We start from the raw sequence: 16,559 nt of genomic DNA on the forward strand, positions 1-16,559 counted from the left end.
CCGCCGTCAGCCCTGGGTGTGGATGACCTCAAGGATGTCGATCACGGACAGCATCGTCGCTCCGGGTGGGATCCCCTTCCCTCTGCTCTCGTCACCGAAGGCGAGGGTGGGCGGGACCGAGATCTCCAGCCGGGAGCCCGCCCGCTGGCCGACGAGGGCCGCGTCCCAGCCCTTGATGACCTGGCTGACGCCGACCTGGAGGACGAACGGCTCGCTGCGGTCGAAGGAGCTGTCCACGGTCTTGGCCTTGGTCCACTCCTGCATGACGTAGTGGCACTTCACATGGTCGCCGTTGTTCACCTTCTTGCCCGTGCCCTGGATCAGCGTGCGGACGACGAGGTCCTTCGGCGGGGCGCCGCGCTCCTTCTCCAGCGTCGGCTGGTCGCCCAGTTTCTTCCCTGCAACGACCTTCGGCAGCGGTCCGCTGCCCGGGCCCCGGCTGCCCCGCGCGGCGCTGTCGGCCGAGCCTCCGCCACCCTTGCCCCCGGCCTTGCTGTCGTCCTTGCTCTTGCCCTCGTCCAGCACTTCGAGGGCGGCGAGCGTCCCACCGGTCCCGAGCAGGGCGACCCCACCCGCGGTCAGCGCCACCAGCGAACGGCGGCTGAGGCGGCGCTTGGGGGCCTCGCCCGGCGTGCCCGGCGGCTGCGGGGCGTTGGGGGGCGTGCCGTACCCGGGGGGCGCCGGGGCGTACGGGGGCGCGGCGGCCCCCGGCGACGGTGGCCGGCCGTCCGCGCCGGGCGGCGGTCCGAAGGCGCCCCGGGGTGCGGCGAGCGCGTTCCGCGGATCGTCGGGCTGCCGTGGGGCGGCGGCGCCCTGCGGATCGTCCAGCCGCTGCGGCTCCAGCCGTGTAGGCAGCGCCACCATGGTGGAGATCTCAGGCGGCAGCCAGCGCCGTTCGCCGACCGTGTGCGGGACGGCGAACTCGGCGCGCAGCGTGGCGACCGTCGGCCGCTGCTCCGGATCCTTGGCCAGACAGCGCGTGAGGGCGTCGCGCAGCCCGTCCGGCACGCCCTCCAGCCGCGGCTCGTCCTCCAGCACGCGGTACATCAGCGACATGGGGTCGCCGGCTCCGAACGGGCCCTCGCCGGTGGCGGCGTACACGAGAGCCGCGCCGAGTGCGAACACATCCGTGTGCGGGCCCAGGGAGGTGCCCCGCAACTGTTCGGGTGCCATATAGCCGGGGGTTCCGGGGGCCTGTCCGGTACGGGTGAGCTGCGACTGCTCGGAGGAGTGGGAGATACCGAAGTCGATGACGCGCGGCCCGTCGTCGGCGAGCAGCACGTTGGCGGGCTTCAGGTCGCGGTGGGTGAGCCCGGCGGCGTGGATCGCCTCCAGGGCCCCGGCGATCCCGGCCAGCAGCGCACGCAGCGAACTCTCCGGCAGCACCCCGCTGGTGGCCACCGCGTCCGCGAGCGAGGCCGCGGGTATGTACGCCGTGGCCAGCCATGGACGGCGGGCCTCCGGGTCGGCCGCGAGGACCTCGGCCGTGAACCGGCCGTCAACCTTCCCCGCGGCCTGCACCTCGCGCGCGAACCGCCGCCGGAACCCCGCGTCGTCCGCGAACTCGCCCCGCGCCACCTTGATCGCAGCCGGCCGGCCGTCCCGCCCCGGCCTGCCGAGGAACACCTCCCCCATGCCCCCGCTGCCGAGCCGCCCCAGCAACTCGTACGGGCCGATCGCATAAGGATCGCCAGCCTCCAGCGGCTTCATCCCGCCCTGCCCCTCCCTGCCGTCCGGCCATCCGCTTGCACCGGGCGAGCGTACGGGGTCCAACGCGTGAGGGCCCAGCCTTGGGCCCCCACCCACCCGCGTGCCCCCACGCAGCCGGAGGAGGGGCCAGAAGGGCTGGGCCCTCAGGCATTGGGGGCGGCGTGAACCCATTGGGCGGTGGCGCCGTGAACTTTTGCGGCGGGGCCGTCATCAGACATCGGTGTCCGGACCCGGAGGGCTCGGCCCCCACGACGAACTCCAACCGCAGATTCGGAGCACCTTCCCATGGCCGCAAGAACGCTGACCGTCCGCAAAGCCGTCATAGCCGTCGCCGCCGGAGGCATCCTTCTGGCGGCCTCCCCCCTGGTCGCACGGGCGGTCACCTCCGAGGACCCGGCACCGACCGTGGCTGCGAAGGGCGCCACGCTGGTGGACGCCAAGAACGGCAAGTCGCTCTACGGCAAGGACGTGAACAAGGCCCGTCCGATGGCCAGCACGGCAAAGATCATGGTCGCGTCGGTGGTCCTGGACACCCGCAATGTCGACCTGGAACGCAAGGTTCCGGTCCGGCAGCAGTACCGCGACTACGTCACCGAGCACCACTCCAGCACGGCGGACCTCCAGACCGGTGACAAGGTCACCGTCCGCCAGCTCCTCTACGCCTCCTTGCTGCCCTCCGGCGCGGACGCCGCCTACGCCTTGGCCGACACCTTCGGCACCGGCGACACTCCCGCCGAACGGGTCCGGTCCTTCGTCGGGAAGATGAACGTCAAGGCCAGGCAACTTCACCTGAAGAAGACCCGGTTCGGGACGTTCGACGGTTCCTCCAAGGACTTCAGCACCCCGACCGAACTGGCGAAGCTGACCCGGCACGCCCTGCACCACAGCACCTTCCGCCAGATCGTCCGGACCAAGAAGCACAAGGCCGAAGCCCCGGCCGCCAACGGCCGGACCCGGTACTACACCTGGACCAACACCAACCAGCTCCTGGGCGCCTACGACGGCACGATCGGTATCAAGACCGGCACCACCGGCAAGGCCGGCAAGTGCCTGGTCTTCGCCGCCACCCGCGACGGCAAGACCCTCGTGGGCACCGTCCTCAACAGCAAGGACCGGTACAAGGACGCGGCCAAGCTGCTGGACCACGGCTTCGGCTCCGACAGCGCCAAGGACCTCAAGATCCGCGAACTCCCCACAGGCTCCCAGGACGACTGACGTCCCAGATGCCCGACGTTCCAGGAAGCCAGGAAAACCGGAAGCCGGGCGGGGCGCGGCCCCTCCCTCAGGGGCCCGACGAGTGCGGAGCCGGCGGGGCCTCCCAATGGCGAGGGCCCCGACGGCGGTCGGGGCCCTGCCCTCAGCTTGCTGAGGCCGGACGTCCTGCTCGGACGCTCGCGATCAGCTCAGGTCGAACCGGTCGAGGTTCATCACCTTGTCCCACGCCGCGACGAAGTCGTTCACGAACTTCTCCTTCGCGTCGTCGCTCGCGTACACCTCGGCGAGTGCGCGCAGCTCGGAGTTGGAGCCGAAGACGAGGTCGGCGCGGCTGCCGGTCCACTTGACCTCGCCGGTGGCGGCGTCGCGGCCCTCGAAGGTGTTCTCGTCCTCGGACGTCGCCTTCCACGTCGTGCCCAGGTCGAGCAGGTTGACGAAGAAGTCGTTGGTCAGCCGGCCCGGGGTGTCGGTGAAGACGCCGAGCTTCGACCCGTCGTGGTTCGCGCCCAGCACGCGCAGACCACCGACGAGGGCCGTCGTCTCGGGGGCGCTCAGCGTGAGCAGGTTCGCGTGGTCCAGCAGCAGGTACTCGCCCGGCAGCCGGTTGCCCTTGCCGATGTAGTTGCGGAACCCGTCGGCGGTCGGCTCCAGCGCGGCGAACGACTCGGCGTCGGTGTGCTCGTCCGTCGCGTCGACACGGCCCGGAGTGAACGGAACCTCGACGTCGTAGCCGGCGTCCTTGGCCGCCTTCTCGACGCCGGCGACGCCGCCGAGCACGATCAGGTCGGCCAGCGAGACCTTCTTGGCCCCGGATGCCCCGGAGTTGAACTCCTGCTGGACGCCCTCCAGGGTGCGCAGCACCGTCGCCAGCTCGTCGGGGTTGTTGACCTCCCAGCCCCGCTGCGGCTCCAGGCGGATGCGGGCTCCGTTGGCGCCGCCGCGCTTGTCGCTGCCGCGGAAGGTCGAGGCCGACGCCCACGCGGTGGTGACCAGCTGCGAGACGGACAGACCCGAGTCGAGGAGCTTGGCCTTGAGCGCCGCGATGTCCCCGGCGTCGATGACCTCGCCCTCCGCCTCGGGCAGCGGGTCCTGCCACAGCAGGGTCTCCTCCGGGACCTCCGGGCCGAGGTACAGCGACTTCGGGCCCATGTCACGGTGGGTGAGCTTGTACCAGGCCCGGGCGAAGGCGTCCGCGAACTCCTCGGGGTTCTCGTAGAAGCGGCGGGAGATCTGCTCGTAGACCGGGTCGAAGCGCAGCGACAGGTCGGTGGTGAGCATCTGCGGGCGGTGCTTCTTCGACGGGTCGTGCGCGTCGGGGACGATCTCCGGGGCGTCCTTCGCCACCCACTGGTTGGCGCCGGCCGGGCTCTGGGTGAGCTCGTACTCGTACTCGAAGAGGTTCTTGAAGAACCCGTTGCTCCACTGGGTCGGCGTGGTGGTCCAGGTGACCTCCAGGCCGGAGGTGATGGCGTCCGCGCCCTTGCCGGTGCCGTTGGTGCTCCGCCAGCCCAGGCCCTGCTCCTCCATCGACGCGGCCTCGGGGTCGGGGCCGACATGGTCGGCCGGGCCCGCGCCGTGGGTCTTGCCGAAGGTGTGGCCGCCTGCGATCAGGGCGACCGTCTCCTCGTCGTTCATCGCCATCCGGCGGAAGGTCTCGCGGATGTCACGGGCCGCGGCGAGCGGGTCCGGGTTGCCGTTCGGGCCCTCCGGGTTGACGTAGATGAGACCCATCTGGACCGCGCCGAGCGGGTTCTCCAGCTCACGGTCGCCGCTGTAGCGCTCGTCGCCGAGCCAGGTGGTCTCGGGGCCCCAGTAGACGTCCTCCTCGGCCTCCCAGACATCCTTGCGGCCGCCGCCGAAGCCGAACGGCTCGAAGCCCATCTGCTCCAGCGCGACGTTGCCGGTGAGGACCATGAGGTCGGCCCAGGAGATGCTCTGGCCGTACTTCTTCTTGACCGGCCACAGCAGACGGCGGGCCTTGTCGAGGTTGCCGTTGTCCGGCCAGCTGTTGAGCGGGGCGAAGCGCTGCTGGCCGGCGCCTGCGCCGCCGCGGCCGTCGCTGATGCGGTAGGTGCCCGCGCTGTGCCAGGCCATACGGATCATCAGCGGGCCGTAGTGGCCGAAGTCGGCGGGCCACCAGTCCTGCGAGGTCGTCAGCACCTCGGCGATGTCACGCTTCACGGCCGCGAGGTCGAGGGCCTGGAACGCCTCGGCGTAGTCGAACTCCTCCCCGAGGGGGTTGGCCACCTCGGGGTTCTTGGCAAGGATCTTCAGATTGAGCCGCTCCGGCCACCACTGGCGGTTTCCGCCACCTTGGGTCGGGTGCAGGGCACGTCCGTGCGCGACCGGGCAGCCGCCGCCTGTGTCCTCCGTCTTCGCGTCTACGACGATCGCCTCATGGTTCTCAGACATGGGAATCCTTCCGGACTGGGCGGATCACGGTGCTCAGGGAATGCCGGTACTGGAACAGCCGGGGCACAGGCTCCGGCGAAGACCGTCGCCTCGTCGGCGAAGACCCTTGCCTCGTCGACCGGATTGCGAATGTGATCGGACCCATCTGCTGAACCATCACGGTGTTTCCTGCTGTGTCCTGCCCCTTGGCTGTCGCTGGAACCGATCCTACGATGGACGAAATCCAAGTCAATACGGAAACCAGGCCCGTAAGATTTTCGTCGGCAGACGATGGTTAGGCTGGTGGTCATGAGTGACCTGCTGGAACGGCTTCGCGGACGTGGCTGGCGGATGACCGCCCAGCGCCGGGTGGTCGCCGAGGTGCTCGACGGCGAGCACGTCCACCTCACCGCGGACGAGGTGTTCGCGCGCGCCACCGCCCGGCTGCCGGAGATCTCCCGCGCGACCGTCTACAACGCCCTCGGCGAGCTGGTCTCCCTCGGCGAAGTGCTCGAGGTGGCCACCGACGACCGCGCCAAGCGCTACGACCCGAACGCCCACCGGCCTCACCACCACCTGCTCTGCTCACGCTGCGGCACAATCCGTGACGTACACCCTGACGGCGATCCACTGACAGATCTGCCCGCCTCCGAGCGGTTCGGCTTCACCGTCTCCGCCGTCGAGGTGACCTACCGGGGCCTGTGCCCCGACTGCACCGGCCACTGAATCTGCCCCTGACCATCTGCGCCCCAGTCTCCCGAGCCGAGTTGCTCGGTCATGGCTTCTCGTAGCTCAGGCCCAGCATGTGGCAGATGTCGCGCAGGCACTCCTCGAACACCGGGGTGAGATCCGAGTAGGCGAAGTCGAGTTGGTGCAGCGCTTCCAGGCACAGCAGACCGTGCAGCTTGATCCAGCAGGACAGAAACACATGCGCGGCTTCCGGCGGCAGCGGAGTCGCTGTCGAGGCCACGTACTGGCGCAGTTGCTCACGCAGGGACGGCGCCAGGTCATCGAGGTCCGGCACCGCGAACGGTTGCGTCTCCCACAAGGCGGTGACCTCGGCCAGGAAGATCTGCTCGAAGTGGCGCCCGGCCCGGTGCCGGGGCGAGTCGGGCTCCCTGTTCGGCGGTGCCACCGGGCTGGCAAATATCCAGCGGCACTCGGCGGGGTGTGACCTCGCCCAGCCGTGCATCGCGCGGCAGATGGCCAGGAGCCGCCGCGCGGGCGGGTCGGCGGAGGTGGCCTCGCGTGCGGCTTCCATCTCCTCGGCCAGTTCCTGGAAGAAGTCCGAGGTGATGGCTCCGACCAGTTCGTCGTGGCCGGAGAAGTAGTGGTACAGAGCGGGGCCGCTCATCCCCATCTCCCTGGCGACCGCGTTGATCGTCACTGCGGCTGCCCCGCGTTCGATCAGCAGTCGGCGCGCGACTGTGCGGATCTCGGCCACGGTGGCCTGTCGCTGTCTGCTCCGGCGGGCACTGGTCTGTGCGGCCATCCTTCTCCTTCGTCTCCCTCGTCGCTCGGCAGGTTTGACACTCTAGAGCATCTATGTTTCCTTACGACTCCTAGATTTACTTAGAGGTCATAAGGAGAGAGGGAGAGAGATGGCTCGGACGTCGCACGCCCGGAAAGCAGTCGTGATCGGTGGCGGCATCGGCGGGCTCGCAGCGGCGCTGGCGCTGCACCAGCGCGGCTGGCGCATCGAAGTCCTGGAGCGGGCCCCTCGGTTCACCGAGGTCGGCGCGGGCCTGGCGATTCAGCCCAACGCCCTGCGCGCACTGGACGCGCTGGGGCTCGGTACGCCCATCCGGGCCGGCGCCTTCGCAGGCCCGCCCCGCGGGATCAGGGCCGCGCGCGGGAATTGGCTGGTCCGTAACGACACGGACGAACTGGAACGCCGCTATGGCCGGTGGGTCATGCTGCCGCGCGCCGAACTGCTCGCCCAGCTGCGGACCGCGCTGCCTTCCGAGGCGCTCCGGCCCGGTATCGAGGTACGAGGGGTGCTCGGCGACGGCACCGTCACACACACCGAGGGCAACTCCGCGGCAGACCTCGTCGTGGGCGCGGACGGATTGCACAGCATCACACGTCGGTCGGTGTGGCCTGACGCAACCGGGCCCCGCTATGCCGGCTACGGCACCTGGCGCCTCATCGTCAAGCCCAGAGCTGTCGAAGGCAGCGTCGAAACCTGGGGCCGAGGGGTGCGTGTCGGCTACGCGCCGCTGCCGGACGGACGGGTCTATTGCTACGTCATGGTCACCGCGGCGGAAGGCGTCCGTGGCCGGCTCCCCGAACTGCGTCGACGCCTGTCGGACTGGCACGACCCGATACCGGCGCTCCTCGACGACGCGGACGCGGACAGTGCCCTGTACCACGACACCTGTCAGCTGCCGGACCTGCACACGTACGTCAGCGGCAAGGTCGCGCTGGTCGGCGACGCAGCACACGCGATGACGCCCGACCTCGGACAAGGCGCGTGCCAGGCACTGGAGGACGCGGTCGTGCTGGCGAGGGCGATGGAGCAGGTCACCGTGGCCGAAGGGCTGGCGGCCTACGACCGTGCTCGCCGACCGCGAACCCAGATGATTGCCCGCCGCTCACGCCGGATCGGGGCGATGGCGCATCGATTCGGTCCGGCGCTCACCCCGGCGCGCAACGCATTCATGCGCATGACGCCACGTTCCGCGTTCGTCCGCTCGCTCGCTCCGGTCATCGGCTGGACGCTCTGATCCCCGGTGGTGGCAGAACGCTCAACGCCGTCCCGCAGCTCGCGGAGCAGCCGAGTGCCGTCAGGGTGGGGCGGCGGATGGTTCGGCGGGCAGCGACTGTTCGGCCCAGATGGTCTTGCCGGTGGGAGTCTGGCGGCTGCCCCAGCACTCGGAGAGCTGGGCGACGAGCAGCAGCCCGCGCCCGCCCTCGTCCAAGACGCGGGCCCGGCGCAGATGAGGGGCGGTGCTGCTGCCGTCGGACACCTCGCAGATGAGGGTCGAGTCGTGGATCAGCCGCAGTGTGACGGGGGCTGTGCCGTACCGGAGAGCGTTGGTGACCAGCTCGCTGACGATCAGCTCGGTGGCGAACGCCGCCTCCGTCAGCCCCCAGGTGGCCAACTGGTCGGCCGCCATCTTGCGGGCCTGGGCCACGGCCGAAGGGTGCTGCGCCAGCTCCCAGGTGCGTACCTTGTCGGCGTCGAGCGCGGATGTCCGGGCCAGCATCAGCACGATGTCGTCGGCGGGACGGCCGCTCAGCACCGAGCTCAGCACCTGGTCACAGGTTTCCTCCAGGGTGCCGGCCGGGCTGCTCAACGCCTGCCGCAGCAGGGCGAGCCCGGTCTCGACGTCGTGGTCGGCGGCCTCGACCAGGCCGTCGGTGTAGAAGGCCAGCAGGCTGCCCTCTTCCAGCTCCATCTCGGCGACTTCGAACGGCAGGCCGCCGAGACCGAGCGGCGGCCCGGCCGGCAGGTCGAGCAGCCGTACGACGCCGTCGGGCGTGACCAGGGCGGGCGGCGGATGCCCGGCGCGGGCCATGGTGCAGCGGCGGGACACCGGGTCGTACACGGCGTACACGCAGGTGGCCCCGACCTCCCCCGACGCCGCCTCCGCCTGCCTGCGCACGTCGGGGCCTTCCTCCCGGTCGAGCTTGATGACGAGGTCGTCCAGCTGCGTGAGCAGCTCGTCGGGGGCGAGGTCGACATCCGCGAGGGTCCGTACGGCGGTCCGCAGCCGGCCCATCGTGGCCGAGGCGTGAATGCCGTGTCCCACCACATCGCCCACGGCCAGGGCGACCCGGGCACCGGACAGCGGGATGACATCGAACCAGTCCCCGCCGATGTCCGCACCGGAGCTGGTCGGCAGATAGCGGTAGGCCACCTCCGTCGCCGGCAGGCGCGTCGGCCGCTCGGGAAGGAGGCTGCGCTGGAGCGCCAGCGCCGTGCGGCGTTCACGGGTGTAACGGCGGGCGTTGTCCACGCTCACCGCGGCTCTGGCAACGATCTCCTCGGCGAGCAGCAGGTCGTCATCGGTGAAGGACTCAGCCGTCCGGTGCCGCATGAAGTGCACCAGGCCCAGGGTCACTCCCCGGGCTCGCAGCGGCACCATCATCACCGAGTGGATCATGTACTTGGCCATGGACTCGGCGCGGGCCGGGACGGACCTGATCCACTCCTGCAGCCCCGGATCTCCCCGCTGGGGCCGGGTGCCCCGACCGCCGACCAGTGCCCGGATCGGCGGCGTCCCCACCGGGTAGAACGTCGCGTCACCGGTGGCGACCACCGACTCCGGGCAGTCCTCCAGCACGGACCGTTGTGCCGTGCGACGTACGGTGACCGGCTCGTTCAGCGGTACGGGTTCCGGCTCGCTGCCCAGCGCGACGGGCTCCAGCAGGTCCACGGTGACGAAGTCCGCGAACCCGGTCACGGCGACCTCGGCCAGTTCCTCGGCCGTCCGGGTCACGTCCAGGGTGCTGCCGATGCGCATGCTCGCGTCGTTGAGCACCGCCAGGCGGCGGCGGGCCCAGTACTGCTCCGTGGTGTCGAAGACGACCGCAGAAAGTCCCTGAACAGCGCCGGTCTCATCCTTCAACGGCGAAAAGAACATCGACCAGGAGTGCCCCCGGACCTCACCGGGAGCCCGGCCGTGCGCCTCGTGGAAGACCATCTCGCCGGTGCGCAGGGCCTGCCGCTGGAGGCGGTCGTACTCGTCGAAGGGCGCCCTCGGCTCTATCTCCCCCAGGGTCAGGCCGCGCATCTCCTCCTCGGTCCTGCCCATCACCCGGCTCATGACCTCGTTGCAGGCCACCAGCCTGGCCTCCCGGTCGTAGACCGCCACCGGTACGGGGAGCTGCGCGAGCGCGAGGTCCCACAGGGGCGCCGCCTCCGGCTCGGGCCGCCCGGCCACGTTCGCCGGTGCGGCGCCGGTCAGCAGCCAGAGCCGCTTGCCGCCCGCGTCCACCAGCGGCGTTCCCTGGAGCCGCACCACGACACGGTCTCCGTCCCGGTGCCGAAGCGCCACCTCACCGGCCCACCGGTGCCCGTCGGCCAGATGACGCTGTGTGGAACCCGGCAGGTCGGCGGCGAGCAGATCGGTGGCGGCCCGGCCCACGGCCTCGGCGGCTTCGTATCCGAGCAGCTGCTGGGCTCCGGCGCTCCACACCAGGATCGCGCCACCGGCGTCGACGACAACCGCCAAGCCCTCCGGAACGTGTCCCTCCACTCTGCCTCCAGATATGACCCCCCTGCCGGTCATGGCCCCGACCGGAGCCGGGCGCCGGGAACCCCACCGACCTCCGGGTACCCCCTCCAGCGTCCCGCCGCAGCGCCCCCCATGCCCACCGCACCCCCGGCCACCCCCGGAGAGGCCGCTCCCGAACAACGCCGGCGTCACGGAGCACGCCTCAGAAGCCAGGGGCTGCGGCCCGGTACATCCATGTGATCGGTCCCCTGCTGCGGAACGTCACCGGTCAGATCGGTGACGCTTTTCGGCAGGCTTCGGCGCCCGGCGATTTCTCCAGCTCCGAGGCGCCCTCATGCCAGACCGGCGCGTGGTCGGCCAGCACCTCCAGCGAGGCGCGGTCCGAGATTGCCGCACGGGAGCAGGTTCGCCTGGCGGGGCACACAGCATGAGGCCCCGGCCGGCAGTCGGCCCGGCCGGGGTCTCACTCCGTTCAGCGGACGACGTCGTTCAGCGGACGACGTCGAAGATGTTCAGCTGCATGCCGTTGGCGTACGCCTCGTGCTCGACGAGCTTGAGCTTCTGGGTGTCCTTGTCCGTGGCGCTGAAGAGCCGCTTGCCCGCGCCGAGCAGCAGCGGGAAGACGAGCAGGTGGTAGCGGTCGATCAGGCCCGCGTCGGAGAGGTTTCGGTTGAGGGTGGCGCTGCCGTGCATGATGATCGGGCCGCCCTCGGTCTCCTTCAGTGCGGCCACGTCGTCGAGCGTGCGCAGGATGGTGTTTTCGCCCCAGTTGTCGACCAGGGCGTCCTCACCGAGAGTGGAGGAGACGATGTACTTCGGCATCGGCTTGTAGTCGGTGAACTCTTCCATGTCCGGCCAGACGGGGCTGAACGCCTCGTAGCTGACCCGGCCCATCAGTATCGCCGAGGCTTCCTTCTGCTCCCGGCCCTTGATCTCGTACGCCTCGGGGAGGAACTCGACCTCCTTGAAGGTCCAGCCGGAGTTGCGGTAGCCGGCCTCGCCGCCGGGGGCCTCCACGACGCCGTCGAGCGAGACGAAGGCAGTGCTGATCAGAGTGCGCATCTCAAAGTCTCCTGAGTGTCCTGGGTGTCTCATATCGCGTGCTGTCTCCGTCGCCGGAGCGGAGCCGGCTCCTGCCCGGCTGTGATCAACGTAGAGGGGTTACTTCTAAAAAGCAAGTAGTCGGTTTCATTGTGGAAGTCCTGTCGGTAGACTGCTGCCATGGCAACGAAGCGGAGCTATCACGACGCCTGTGGGATCGCCCACGGGCTCGATCTGGTCGGTGAGCGCTGGGCGCTGCTGGTGGTGCGCGAGCTGCTCCTCGGCCCCAAGAGATACGGGCGACTGCGCGCGGATCTGCCCGGGATCGGGACCAACGTGCTTGCCCAGCGCCTCAGCGAGCTGGAGGCTTCCGGCGTCCTGCGCAAGCGCCGGCTCCCGCCGCCCACCAGCGCGACGGTCTACGAACTCACCGACTGGGGGTACGAACTCGAACCGCTGCTACGGGCACTGGGCCGCTGGGCCGTCCGCTCCCCCGACCACGACCGCACCGCCCAGCTGAGCGCCACCTCCTTCCTGCTGTCCCTGCGTACGAACTTCGACCGGGGCCGTGCCGGAGGTGCGCGCGGAACGTACGAGCTGCACGTGGGGGAGGAGGTTGCCCGCGTGGTCCTGGCGGACGGGACACTCCTGGTCGAGCGAGGCTCGCAGGAAGGGCCGGACGCCGTCGTCACCGGACCGCCCACCGTCCTCGCGCGCGTGGTGTACGCCGGATACGGCTTCAGTGAGGCAACCGCCGCGGGAGACGTCCAGGTCGAGGGCGACATCGCGTCGGCCGGGCGCTTCCTGAACATGTTCAGCCTCCCCGCACCTGTCGGCGCTGCTTCTGGACCTTCTGGGCTTTCTGGACCTTCCGGGTCTTCTGGAACTGACGCCTAGCCATCAGTCGAGGAGGCCGGCGTGGTGGGCGAGGATGGCGGCCTGGACCCGGTTGGTGGCGGAGAGTTTGGTGAGGATCCGGCTGATGTGGGTCTTCGCTGTGGCCTCGCTCATGCGCAGCGCTGCGGCGATGTCGGTGTTGGACAGCCCCCTGCCCAGGGCGACGAGCACCTCGCGCTCCTTGGCCGTGAGGGCCTGGAGGCGTTGCCGGGCTTCGGCCGCCCGCTGCTCGGTCTGCGTTCCGCTTCGTCCCTCGTCGTCCTTGGTGAAGTGCCGCAGCAGCCTGCGTGTCACCTTGGGGGAGAGCATGGCGTCTCCGAGGGCCGCGCTGCGCACTGCGGTGATCATGTCGTCTGCGGTGGCGTCCTTGAGCAGGAAGCCGACCGCGCCGTGGCGCAGCGCGGTCCGTACGTAGTCGTCCAGGTCGAAGGTGGTGAGGACGACGACGTGCGGCGGGTGGGCCGAGCGGGCGAGCCGCTCGGTGGCCGTCAGGCCGTCGGCGCGGGGCATCCGGATGTCCATCAGGACGACGTCCGGCCGGAGGGTCGCGGCCATGCTCACCGCGGTGTTGCCGTCGGACGCTTCACCGGCCACGGTGATGTCCGGGGCGGATTCCATGATGGTGCGCAGCATGGAGCGCACCATCCATTCGTCGTCCACAATCAGGACGCTGATCGTCTCGCTCATCGGGCCGTTTCGGTTGTCGGGGAGGTCTTGGCACGGTGGGCTCCCTCGCGGTGGTCTTCGACGTGCGGGGGCTCGTCCAGCGGGACCTCCGCGAGGATTTCGAAGCCGCCGTCCCCGGTGGGCCGGGCGGTCAACTCGCCGCCGAGGAGGCGGATGCGCTCGGCGATGCCGAGCAGGCCGTGTCCTCCGCTGGGCAAGCCGGGGGCGCTGCCCGCCGTGCCGCGCCGGTTGGTCACCGACAGCCGCAGCAGCTGAGGGGTGTTCCGGACCTCGATGTGGGTCTCGGCGTCACCGGCGTGCTTGCGCACATTGGTCAGGGCTTCCTGGACGACGCGGTAGACGGCATGTTGGACCAGGGCAGGCAGTTCGGGCGCAGCTTCCCCGTCTCCGTCTCCGTCCCCGTCGCCGACCCCGTCGGTCATCGTGAGGGTGACGGGCATTCCGGTACGGCGGGACTCGGCGACCAGGTCCTCGAGTTCGGCCAGGCCGGGCTGGGGGGCCAGCGGTACGTCCGTATCGGCGCGCAGCACTTCGACCAGGGAGCGGAGTTCGCTCAGGGCTTCGCGTCCGATGGTGCCGATCTGGCGGCCGAGGGTGAGGGCGGTCTCGCCCCTGGCGGCTTCCAGCGCAGTGGAGTGCAGCACGATCAGCGAGACCCGGTGGGTGACCACGTCGTGCATGTCCCGGGCGATCTGGGCGCGTTCGTCGCTGCGTGCCTGCAGCACCCGCTGGCGCTGTTCCCGTTCGGCGCGTTCGGCGCGCTCGCGCAGTTCGGCCAGGAGCGCGCGGTGGGCGCCGACGTACAGTCCGAGCAGTGTCGGCAGCAGACAGATCCCCAGGCTGATCGGCGCGGCGGCGTCGGGGCCGCCCAGCCGCCAGACCGGCATGGCGACCACCACGAGGGCGAGCAGCGTGGCCGGCGCCACCTTCCGCCAGGAGGTGGTGCGCTCCGCCAGGGTGTACTGCGCGACCATCACCACCACCCATGACGCCAGCACCACGAAGGAGACCAGGGCGCACAGCAGGAACAGCTCCGGGCGGCGCCGCCGCTGCCAGGCCGCCGCGCCGGTCAGCAGCCCCAGCACAACGGCCGGCCAGAGCGGAGGGGACGCGTCGAGGTAGGCGAAGTTGGCGGACTGGCCGTCCCGCGAAGCGGTGGTCACCGCGAGGGCGAGTGCCACCGCCACGTCGGCGACCGGCCGGACGCGCTCCCGTACGGCCGCATAGTGCTGGGACCAACTCATGAGGTGAGGCTAGCCACGCCGTGGCGGGGGAGCGTCCATCGATAGTTGTACGGGGACGCCGCGGGCGTGCGTCTTTCCGCTGACGCGGAGCGCGGTGATCGGCGGACGCGCGGCGCCCTCGCGCTCACGACGCTGGCACCATGCCAACGACAACCTCACGTGTCCGCCCGCCCCGGGACCGCCCCGGGACCGAGGCGCAGCACTCCCGGCCTTCCCCCGCACCCCGCCGATCCGGCCTCGTGCCGACCGGACAGCTGGTCTTCGCCCTCTTCTGCGTCGGCACGGCGCTGGTGCTGAGCCTGCGCGAGGACGGCGTCTTCCCGGCCATCCAGTCGGCAGGCGTGGTGGGCTATCTCCTGGCCGCGCCGTTGGTGACCGTCTGCGCCGTCACCCTGCGGCGCCCGGCGCGCGCGGCGCGTGCCCGCAGGACGCTCATCGGCTTCCATCTCCTGTTCATCCCGCTGCAGTTCCTGTTCAGTTTCGGCAACTTCGAGCCGCTGGCGGGGATGGTGCTGTCCGCGGTGTTCGTCGTGCTCCTGAAGCCCCGCTTCCCACGGTTGGGGCGCAGCGCCCGCAAGACCTGGCTGACGGTGCACATCGGCGTCGCCGTGAGCTGGCTGGGCCTGTCCACGGCGATGACGGTCCTGGCCGTGGCCGGTCTCACCGCGGACACCCATGCCGTCCGGCATGGCGCCTACGAGCTGATGCACCTTTTCGATCTCACCCTCGTGATCCCCAGCATGGCGGTGGCCGTGCTCTCCGGCCTGGTCCTCTCGCTCGGGACGCCGTGGGGCCTGGTCAGGCACTGGTGGGTGCTGCTCAAGTTCGTCATCGCGCTGAGCCTGCCGACGTTCGCGGCCCTGATCGAGAGCAAGTGGATCAGGACTCTTCAGGCGCTGACGAAGGACCCCGCCGCCGAGCCCGGCGGCACCGGCCTCGCCCTGGCAATCTGCCTGGCCACGTTCACCGCGCTGCTGTGGGTCGCGGTCATCCTCTCCGTCGTCAAGCCCGGCGGCAGGACCCGCTGGGGGCACGGCAGCGAACGGGCACGTCGTGCCGGGGCGCCGGCCCCGGCCCCGACCAGGACCCCGTCGGCCGCCCGGCGGACGCGGACAGGGACCGCGCAGGAGACCCCGGTGACCGTGGGCGAGGTCCAGCAACTCGCCGACGGCGTCGTCTCGCTGGAGCTGCGGCGCACGGACGGTCGCGCCCTGCCCCCATGGCAGCCGGGGGCCCATGTCGACCTGGTCCTGCCGTCCGGAAAGCTGCGCCAGTACTCCCTCTTCGGCAGCCACGGCAGCCACGGCAGCCACGGCAGCCACGGCAGCCACGGCGGGCAGGACGGGCGGGGTGACGAGGAAGCCGTGGCCGCCTACCGGATCGCGGTGCTGCGGGAACCCGACGGCCGCGGCGGCTCCGTCGAGGCGCACGCGCTCCGCCTCGGTGCCACCGTCGCGATCCGTGGCCCCCGGAACAACTTCCCGCTGGTAGCGGCCCCGGCGTATGTGTTTCTCGCGGGCGGGATCGGCATCACCCCGTTCCTCCCGATGATCCGGCGGCTGGACACCGAGGGCGCCGACTGGAAGCTGCTCTACCGGGGACGTACGCGCCCGGCCATGGCGTTCGCCGACGACCTGCTCCGCCGTTACCCGGGCCGGGTCGGGGTGACCGCGTCGGACACCGACCGGCGTCCCGCCCTCGAAGAACTCCTGAGCGCCGCACCGCAGGGCGTGGCGGTCTACTGCTGCGGGCCCGCGCCGATGCTCGAGGAGGTCTCGGCCGTCATGCGGACGGCCTGCCCCCACGGACGGCTGTACACGGAGCGCTTCGCCGCCGCCGACCGGCCCGGCCCTGAGGCCGACGAGCCCTTCGACGCCGAACTGACCCGTAGCGGAGAGGTGGTACGGGTCGAGCCCGGCCACAGCCTGCTGGAGGCGATCCGGGAGGTCGAGCCTTCGCTGGACTTCTCCTGCGCGGACGGCGTCTGCGGAAGCTGCGAGACGCGCGTGCTCGACGGCACCCCCGAGCACCGCGACAGCGTGCTGCAGGAGCACGAGCGCGACCGCAGCGACCTCATCTACCCCTGCGTCTCCCGGGCACGCGGCCGACGCATCGCCCTCGACCTGTGAGCTCCCTCCGCACCGCACCGAAAACCCCTGCCCACACTGCCGATTGGAGTCCCCACATGCCC

The 16,559-nt window shown here is 70.7% G+C and carries 12 protein-coding genes; 5 read left to right on the forward strand and 7 right to left on the reverse strand.

Annotated features, from left to right (window positions below; all coding sequences use genetic code 11):
* Positions 1-6 precede the first annotated feature (6 nt).
* The gene (locus ACTWP9_RS20355) at positions 7-1,710 is read right to left on the reverse strand and encodes a protein kinase domain-containing protein (RefSeq protein WP_443247650.1); all 1,704 of its coding nucleotides are present in this window, start codon (positions 1,708-1,710) and stop codon (positions 7-9) included.
* 285 nt (positions 1,711-1,995) lie between these two features.
* Between ACTWP9_RS20355 and ACTWP9_RS20360 the strand changes: the two genes are divergently transcribed.
* Positions 1,996-2,925: a D-alanyl-D-alanine carboxypeptidase family protein gene (locus ACTWP9_RS20360; RefSeq protein ID WP_443247651.1), complete on the forward strand. Its 930-nt coding sequence runs from the start codon at positions 1,996-1,998 to the stop codon at positions 2,923-2,925.
* Between the two features lie 183 nt (positions 2,926-3,108).
* Here ACTWP9_RS20360 and katG read toward each other — a convergent pair whose 3' ends face one another.
* Complete coding sequence (gene katG, locus ACTWP9_RS20365) at positions 3,109-5,337, reverse strand: catalase/peroxidase HPI (protein ID WP_443247652.1); 2,229 nt, start codon at positions 5,335-5,337, stop codon at positions 3,109-3,111.
* Between the two features lie 288 nt (positions 5,338-5,625).
* Here katG and ACTWP9_RS20370 point away from each other — a divergent pair, with 288 nt between their 5' ends.
* A complete protein-coding gene (locus ACTWP9_RS20370; RefSeq protein ID WP_443247653.1) occupies positions 5,626-6,042 on the forward strand; it encodes a Fur family transcriptional regulator in 417 nt (138 codons plus the stop codon).
* Positions 6,043-6,091: 49 nt separating this feature from the next.
* Here the strand turns inward: ACTWP9_RS20370 and ACTWP9_RS20375 are convergent, their stop codons facing one another.
* Positions 6,092-6,808 carry a TetR/AcrR family transcriptional regulator gene (locus tag ACTWP9_RS20375; RefSeq protein WP_443247654.1) on the reverse strand — a complete coding sequence of 239 codons (717 nt, stop codon included), beginning with the start codon at positions 6,806-6,808 and terminating at the stop codon, positions 6,092-6,094.
* 109 nt (positions 6,809-6,917) lie between these two features.
* On the opposite strand from ACTWP9_RS20375, the gene ACTWP9_RS20380 reads away from it, so the two are divergent.
* Entirely contained in the window at positions 6,918-8,042 is a 1,125-nt protein-coding gene (locus tag ACTWP9_RS20380) for an FAD-dependent monooxygenase (RefSeq protein ID WP_443247655.1), read from the forward strand.
* A 60-nt stretch (positions 8,043-8,102) separates the two neighbouring features.
* On the opposite strand, the gene ACTWP9_RS20385 is transcribed toward ACTWP9_RS20380, so the two are convergent.
* Together ACTWP9_RS20385 and ACTWP9_RS20390 are read right to left on the reverse strand one after the other, a co-directional pair.
* Positions 8,103-10,553 (reverse strand): SpoIIE family protein phosphatase, encoded by a 2,451-nt coding sequence (locus ACTWP9_RS20385; protein ID WP_443247656.1) that lies wholly within the window; start codon positions 10,551-10,553, stop codon positions 8,103-8,105.
* Positions 10,554-10,988: 435 nt separating this feature from the next.
* On the reverse strand, positions 10,989-11,561 hold the full coding sequence (locus tag ACTWP9_RS20390) for a dihydrofolate reductase family protein (RefSeq protein ID WP_443247657.1): 573 nt from the start codon (positions 11,559-11,561) through the stop codon (positions 10,989-10,991).
* 159 nt (positions 11,562-11,720) lie between these two features.
* Between ACTWP9_RS20390 and ACTWP9_RS20395 the strand changes: the two genes are divergently transcribed.
* Complete coding sequence (locus tag ACTWP9_RS20395) at positions 11,721-12,437, forward strand: winged helix-turn-helix transcriptional regulator (RefSeq protein WP_443247658.1); 717 nt, start codon at positions 11,721-11,723, stop codon at positions 12,435-12,437.
* Positions 12,438-12,440: 3 nt separating this feature from the next.
* Here the strand turns inward: ACTWP9_RS20395 and ACTWP9_RS20400 are convergent, their stop codons facing one another.
* Both ACTWP9_RS20400 and ACTWP9_RS20405 read right to left on the reverse strand, forming a co-directional pair.
* Positions 12,441-13,124, reverse strand: coding sequence for a response regulator (locus tag ACTWP9_RS20400; protein WP_443247659.1), 684 nt, complete (start codon positions 13,122-13,124; stop codon positions 12,441-12,443).
* A complete protein-coding gene (locus ACTWP9_RS20405; RefSeq protein WP_443247660.1) occupies positions 13,121-14,368 on the reverse strand; it encodes a sensor histidine kinase in 1,248 nt (415 codons plus the stop codon). The genes ACTWP9_RS20400 and ACTWP9_RS20405 overlap by 4 nt, the downstream gene beginning before the upstream one ends.
* 140 nt (positions 14,369-14,508) lie before the next feature.
* On the opposite strand from ACTWP9_RS20405, the gene ACTWP9_RS20410 reads away from it, so the two are divergent.
* Entirely contained in the window at positions 14,509-16,497 is a 1,989-nt protein-coding gene (locus tag ACTWP9_RS20410; protein ID WP_443247661.1) for a PDR/VanB family oxidoreductase, read from the forward strand.
* Positions 16,498-16,559 lie beyond the last annotated feature (62 nt).

The organism is Streptomyces sp. 3N207 (genome assembly GCF_052246355.1).
Classification (GTDB): Bacteria; Actinomycetota; Actinomycetes; order Streptomycetales; family Streptomycetaceae; genus Streptomyces.